This is a genomic window from Paenibacillus sp. OT2-17 (assembly GCF_009827695.1).
GTDB classification, from domain to species: Bacteria; Bacillota; Bacilli; order Paenibacillales; family Paenibacillaceae; genus Paenibacillus; species Paenibacillus polymyxa_B.
Map to the genome: position 1 here is coordinate 1 of NZ_WUDQ01000168.1, position 7,167 is coordinate 7,167.

The following is a 7,167-nucleotide window of genomic DNA, read 5'->3' on the forward strand; positions in this document are numbered from 1 at the left end:
CAAAAAAACGCTGTTTGTTCACTTAGAGTTGCCATAATAGAACAACCACCATGCGAACAAACAGCGTTTTAATGTAGTGCTGGATAGAGATAATGCTTAGGAACTAACTTTATTTTGCTGATATTGCTCCATTGAGATAAGGACCTCACGGGGCTTGCTGCCCTCGTAAGGGCCGATGACTCCGCGAGCTTCCATGGAGTCAATCAGTCGAGCAGCACGTGTATAACCGATCCGCATACGGCGCTGAAGGAGCGAAACGGAAGCTTGTTTAGCCTCTAAAATGATGTTGACAGCCTGATCGTACAGCTCATCCAGCATTTCATCTGCATCAGCCGATACCTCTTCCACCTCCGGCACTAGCGTTTCATCATACTGCGCTTCACCCTGTTCACGTACATAGTTAACAATATTTTCGACTTCTTGATCGCTCATGAACGCTCCCTGAACGCGGACTGGTTTGGAAGCACCCATCGGCATGAATAGCATATCACCACGTCCGAGTAGCTTCTCGGCTCCGCCCATGTCCAATATGGTACGGGAGTCTACCTGCGAGGAAACGCCGAAGGCAATACGTGAAGGAATATTGGCTTTAATCACCCCGGTAATTACGTCAACCGAAGGTCTCTGGGTTGCAATGATAAGGTGGATGCCTGCTGCACGCGCCATTTGGGCAAGTCGTGCAATCGCATCCTCCACATCTCCCGCAGCTACCATCATTAAATCTGCCAACTCGTCCACAATAACGACGATGTAAGGCAGAAATGCATCCGGGTTATCTTTCATCAGATTATTATAGCCCTCAATATTACGGGTTCCTGATTTGGAAAATAACTCATATCTTTTTTCCATTTCAACTACAATTTTCTTCAATGCAAGTGAGGCACGCTTTGGATCAGTCACGACCGGAGCCAACAAATGCGGGATTCCGTTGTACACGTTCAACTCCACCATTTTAGGATCGACCATCAAAAATTTGACCTCATCCGGCTTTGCTTTGTACAAAATACTCGTGATGATCCCATTGATACACACTGATTTACCCGAACCTGTTGCCCCAGCTACAAGCAGATGGGGCATCTTGGCCAAATTACCAACAATCGTCTGTCCTGCAATATCACGTCCGAATGCAATGGATAAATTGGAAGTTGACTCCTGGAAAACGGTTGTCTCCATTACCTCACGCATCGTGACAATGGAAACTTCATTATTCGGAACCTCAATTCCGATAGCAGATTTGCCAGGAATCGGAGCCTCCATACGGATATCTTTGGCAGCAAGCGCAAGCGCAATGTCATCCGTCAGACTCACAATGCGGCTGACCTTTACTCCAATGTCCGGCTGAATTTCATAACGCGTTACGGCAGGGCCACGGACAACCTCCAGCACCTTCGCCCGCACACCGAAGCTTTCCAGCGTTGCTTCCAGCTTGCGTGCCGTTTGCATGTAATCCTTTTGTCCCATACCTTTGCCTACGTTTTGTGGTTTAGCAAGCAAACGAAACGATGGGAGCTTGTAAGGTTTAGGCGGCGGCGGAGCCGGAATAGCTGTATGGGTACCTTCAGCCTCTTCGCCTGCAACCCCAGTTGCAATCGTCTGAGCTTGTCCCTGAGCACCTTCTAATGTCCCCTGGATCGTTGTCGAATCATCCATATCCGTATTCGCATGGGCATCCACAAAGTCATCATCCAGGGATTCATCAATAATGGAAGTTGTCTGCTCTGCCCCTGTCAGGGACTCTCCAAATTCAGCTTCCGGTCTTCTTTCCTCATGCTTTACTTGTTCGAAGAAATCCCTAATAATCGGCGACCTTTTTACCGGAGTTGCAGCTTCCTCCTCAGCGTGTTCGACTGCGTCAGACAGCTCTTCACTCTGGTTATCGTTTCTCCACTGGGCCTGCGCGTCCTCAGCTTCATATGGAAGATCATGATCATCCTCATCCGTATCGACGGAATGCTTCTCCTTGTCCGCTTTATCTGAATTTTTGAGACCAAACAACTGAAAGAAAATCGGTTGTTTGCGTGCAGGAGGCTGCATTTCGTCAAAGTCATCATCCATGTCTTCCTCATAGGCAGGAATCGGCTCAGACTTGATTTTTCTATTCCCACTACCTTTGCTAGATGCCGAAAGCGGAGTAGCTTTACCAGTCCATTTTTTGCGCACGCTTCCCCCGACTGTCAGCAGCTTGGTCTTTACAATCCGTACCAAATCCACATAGGACAGTTGGGTCATCAGCATGAAACAAATGACGAACATAACAATCATGATCAGTTTAGCTCCTGTGAGACCAAACAGCCACAACAGAACAGTAAGCTGCAATGCGCCTACGTACCCCCCGCTGATATCCTTGTTCAGCATTGAGGTATGGCCCTGCTGGTCAGGCGACAGCAACTGCTCACGCATATCTATATGTATCTGGGTCATCACTCCGCCCGGCTGAAGCGCGTTGATCGGCCCCAAACGCTGCTCCATAGATGAAATAGAACTCATAAGTGTAAAGGCAAATACCAACAGGAGCAAACCCGTTTTACGCGAGTTCCACTGGTTCGGCCACTTGCGGTGAATCATCACCATTAGACCATAATAAATGCCAATGAGAGGGATAACAAAATAGAATTTCCCCAGTACGAGCCCAAACATCTTGGATAGCGACCGACCAACTGCCGCTTCACCCGACAACGCAATGACCGCTAATGTAATCAGCACAATGCCGTAAATTTCAAATTTTAGAACTCCGCCAAATGCGGCTTTCTTTTTTCTTTTTCTTCTTCTGGACATACAAGGTCACCCCCCAGAAGAATATTATACCACGTCACCCGGTATCCGCACATATGTTCTTTTTCAGCAGTAAATGACCTATTTCTATACTATTCGACACCTTCTACGACCACTCGATAACTTGACCTGGTCCATAACGCGGATTCAGGTAGGCTTCCAGCGGACAGTCCAACAACCGTACAATGATCCCCCGACGACTTTCAAGCGGCTGTACCTGCATAAGTAGACCGTCTACCCGAACCTCTGCAAGCTCCTCAGCCTCTTTCCACATCCCTTGCCATACCATTTCCATTGGCATCACAGTATATAGTGTCATTGAGGTAGCTCCCTGCTTTGCTCCCCTGACAGTGTCTCTGTAGGAGTTCCTGTGGGACTGGGAGAAAAAGGAGCATACGGAGCCTGCTGTTGAATCCCAGCGATCCCGTTTTGCTGACGCCGCGTTTCAATAATGGTGTTCAGCTGTTTTAAAGCCTCTCCGATGCCTCCAACCGCGTCCATCAATCCATACTTCACTGCATCCGCTCCCCCAACCGCTGTACCAATATCGCGGTTTAACTCACCGGTTTTAAACATCAGTTCCTTAAACTGCTCTTCTGTAATACGAGAATGAGAAACGACGAAGCGTACAACACGTTCTTGCATTTTTTCCATGTATTCAAAAGTTTGTGGTACTCCAATGACCAGACCGTTCATACGAATGGGATGAATGGTCATCGTCGCACTCTCCGCAATGTAGGAATAAGTGGAAGACACAGCAATGGGTACACCGATGCTATGCCCCCCACCTATGACAATAGTCACCGTTGGTTTACTCATCGATGCGATCATTTCAGCAATAGCCAGTCCGGCCTCTACATCACCACCAACTGTATTCAGCAAAATCATTAATCCTTCGATACGAGGATTTTGTTCTGCCGCTACCAATTGGGGAATAATGTGCTCATATTTTGTCGTTTTGTTTTGAGGCGGTAAAATGAGATGCCCTTCAATCTGACCGATAATCGTCATGCAAAAAATATTGGACTCGCCTCCAGGCATGGAAGTTTGACCCAGCTGCTGCAAAGCCTCCATAGCAGGTAAAGCGGGTCTTTGCCCAATTTCTGGTTGATCTGGCGCTTCCGTTTCCTCGTTGCCAGATGTTAGATTGCTGTATTGTTCCATATGGGTGATCTTCCTTTCGCTTTACGCATCTATATGACCCGTATTCACCCTATAGTATGGGATGGAAATGGAATATTTTATACCCGACCCCATGCTTTTCCTTGTCCCGCAAAATCAAAAAAGCCTCTCCTCCCGCGGAAACCGTCCAATATTTCCTGCGGGAAGAGAGGCGACTGTGTGCCTGTGACTTAAGTTTTTAATTCAGGTTTTTGAACAAATTTCAATTGAATCACACTTCCATTATAATTGGCAGGATCATCGGTCTGCGACGAGTTTGCTCATACAAGAAGCGACCTAGTGCATCCTTGACATTTGTCTTGAGGGAAGCCCATTCATTTACATTTTCACTCATGAGCTTATGCAGTGTACTTGAGACAATACGATTTGCTTCATCCAGTAGACCTTCCGATTCACGGACATATACGAAACCGCGGGAAATGATATCTGGGCCTGATTTAATCGTTCCGTCTTGCTTGCTCAGCGTGACAACCACCACCAAAATACCGTCCTGTGACAGCAATTTGCGGTCGCGCAATACGATATTTCCTACATCCCCTACGCCTAGTCCATCGATCAGTACGTTGCCTGCTGTAACTTTACCAGCTCTGCGTGCTCCGCCATTCTGAATTTCAATGACTTCACCGATATCCGTGATGAAGATATTTTCAGGCTCTATACCTACGCCTTCAGCAAGAAGAGCGTGACGACGTTGCATTCTAAACTCACCATGAATTGGCAAGAAGAACTTTGGTTTCATCAGATTCAGCATCAGCTTGAGTTCTTCCTGGCTTCCGTGTCCAGAAACGTGGATACCTGGATTAGCCGCGCTGTAATATACATTGGCACCCAGACGGAACAGTTCATCAATTGTGCGTCCAACGTATTTTTCATTACCCGGTACCGGAGTAGCTGCGATGATGACTGAATCCCCTGGAAGAATGTCAACCTTTCGATGTGTGGAACGAGCCATTCTTGTCAAAGCGGACATCGGTTCACCCTGACTGCCTGTGCAGAGAATAACTACACGATCCGCTGACATTTTGCCAACTTCTTCAGGCTCAATCAGCATTCCATCTGGAATTTCCAAATAGCCCAAGTCCGAAGCAATACCTACGACATTAACCATGCTTCGACCAATAACTGTTACTTTACGTCCCGTAGCTTCAGCAGCATTAATTACCTGCTGAATACGATGTACGTTAGAAGCAAAAGTGGCTACGACCACACGCTGTCTCGACTTGCGGAAAATGTCTTCCAGGACAATACCAACGCTCTTTTCCGAAGGTGTAAAGCCCGGTTTCTCGGCATTTGTACTGTCTGACAAAAGAGCCAGTACACCACGTGTGCCAATTTCAGCCATACGCTGCAAATCTGCATATTGTCCGTTCACCGGAGTATGGTCAAATTTGAAGTCACCTGTATGAACAACAGCGCCTTCAGGAGTATCAATACATACACCTACAGAATCCGGAATACTATGGTTGGTTCTGAAGAAAGTTGCTTTTAGTGTGGAACCCAGCTTGATTTCGGAATCAGCATTGATCAAAATACGTTTGGTTTCACCAAGCAGATTCGCTTCCTTCAGCTTGTTTTCCACCAATCCCAGCGTCAATTTGGTACCATATACTGGTACATTCAAATGTTTCAACACGTAAGGCAAACCGCCGATATGGTCCTCGTGACCATGAGTCAGCACAATGCCTCTTACTTTGTCGCGGTTCTCTGTAAGGTAGGAAATATCAGGAATAACGATATCAATGCCCAGCATGTCCTCTTCCGGGAATTTCAGACCGGAATCCACCACGACAATGTCATTGCCGTATTGAACGACATACATATTTTTCCCGATTTCACCGACGCCGCCCAAAGCGAAAATCATCAATTTATCGTTGTTTGTTTTTTTAGACAAATGAATCTAAACCTCCTATGGTAGTTGGACGTCGTACCTTGATTTGTTTATTTAATTTTCAAAAAAATACCGCACCCAGTCACTTGACCCCATTATACATGATTAAAATAAGAAAAAACAAGTCATCCTATTCGTTACGCTAGGTTTCCCATTGCCGTCTGAAACCATTAGTATCTGTCATTTTATCTACATGCATGGTTAAAAGCACAGCAAAAAGGACGTCCTATAAGAACGCCCTTCACGCTGGAGAACCTTGTCAGACAATAAACTCTATCGGTTTTGTACCTACCGACTGCCCTTAACAAGGATACTCCTTAGTATTAATTAACAGCTTACATTCCTATTTCTCTTTAGCGGGTAAATAATTTCTTAATAAATTCCGCTTCATCCTCAGTTGGAGGAATGAGTGGCAACCGAACCGAACCTACCTTAATCCCCCGTAATTCCAATGCATATTTTACTGCCACCGGATTAGGCAGAGGATGAGGACAGCCAAACAAACCCTTGAAAATCGGGAACAACTGCTGATGCAACTTGGCTGCCTCCTGCGAGTGTCCTCCTACAAGTGAATCGATCATCTGCTTCATTTCAGCACCTACCACATGACTCGCTACGCTGATAATACCATAAGCACCTACAGCCATAGCAGGCAACCCAGAAGCATCATCCCCGGAATAAACCAGAAAGCCTTCTGGCGCTGCCGCTGCAATCTGTGTGACCTGCGCAAGTGATGCACATTCTTTGGTTCCCACAATGTTCGGAATTTGTGCAAGACGCAGCGTTGTTTCAGCTGTTAGACTCGCTCCAGTACGGCTTGGAACATTATACAGTATAGCTGGAAGGGATGTGGAGTTTGCAATACTTTCGAAATGCTGATACATCCCTTCCTGATTCGGTTTATTATAATATGGTACTACGAGTAGAACACCATCTGCTCCTGCCTGCTCCGCGGCACGGGTTAGATGAATAGAGTGACGCGTATTGTTGCTTCCAGTCCCGGCAATAATTTTACATCGTCCAGCTGCTTTTTCTACAACAAATGCAAACAACTTGATTTTTTCATCATCGCTCAGGGTAGGAGACTCCCCTGTTGTTCCAGATACAACAAGTGACTCTGAGTGCTGTTCTTCTATTAAGTAATCAATCAACGAGGACAATGCAGTCCAGTCAATCTCTCCTTGCTGATCAAAAGGTGTCACCATTGCGGTAATCAATCTGCCGAAGTTCACCATGCTGCCTCCTTTTTGCAAGTCCGAGCACGGACAATGCACCTATTGATGGAGTTCAAATTTATTATGCAATGCGCGTACAGCCTGCACCAT

The 7,167-nt window shown here is 46.4% G+C and carries 5 protein-coding genes; all 5 read right to left on the reverse strand.

What is annotated here, in order from left to right; all coding sequences use genetic code 11:
- Positions 1 to 96 precede the first annotated feature (96 nt).
- The 5 genes from GRP75_RS16205 to dapA all read right to left on the reverse strand — a co-directional run bounded on the left by GRP75_RS16205 (position 97) and on the right by dapA (position 7,077).
- Positions 97 to 2,775 carry an FtsK/SpoIIIE family DNA translocase gene (locus tag GRP75_RS16205; RefSeq protein ID WP_160789809.1) on the reverse strand — a complete coding sequence of 893 codons (2,679 nt, stop codon included), beginning with the start codon at positions 2,773 to 2,775 and terminating at the stop codon, positions 97 to 99.
- Between the two features lie 103 nt (positions 2,776 to 2,878).
- Positions 2,879 to 3,091 (reverse strand): YlzJ-like family protein, encoded by a 213-nt coding sequence (locus GRP75_RS16210; RefSeq protein ID WP_023988229.1) that lies wholly within the window; start codon positions 3,089 to 3,091, stop codon positions 2,879 to 2,881.
- Positions 3,088 to 3,936 carry a ClpP family protease gene (locus GRP75_RS16215; protein ID WP_023988228.1) on the reverse strand — a complete coding sequence of 283 codons (849 nt, stop codon included), beginning with the start codon at positions 3,934 to 3,936 and terminating at the stop codon, positions 3,088 to 3,090. Before GRP75_RS16215 ends, GRP75_RS16210 begins: the two co-directional genes overlap by 4 nt.
- 229 nt (positions 3,937 to 4,165) lie before the next feature.
- A complete protein-coding gene (locus GRP75_RS16220) occupies positions 4,166 to 5,845 on the reverse strand; it encodes a ribonuclease J (protein ID WP_013309942.1) in 1,680 nt (559 codons plus the stop codon).
- Between the two features lie 350 nt (positions 5,846 to 6,195).
- Positions 6,196 to 7,077: a 4-hydroxy-tetrahydrodipicolinate synthase gene (gene dapA, locus GRP75_RS16225; RefSeq protein WP_069080939.1), complete on the reverse strand. Its 882-nt coding sequence runs from the start codon at positions 7,075 to 7,077 to the stop codon at positions 6,196 to 6,198.
- Positions 7,078 to 7,167 lie beyond the last annotated feature (90 nt).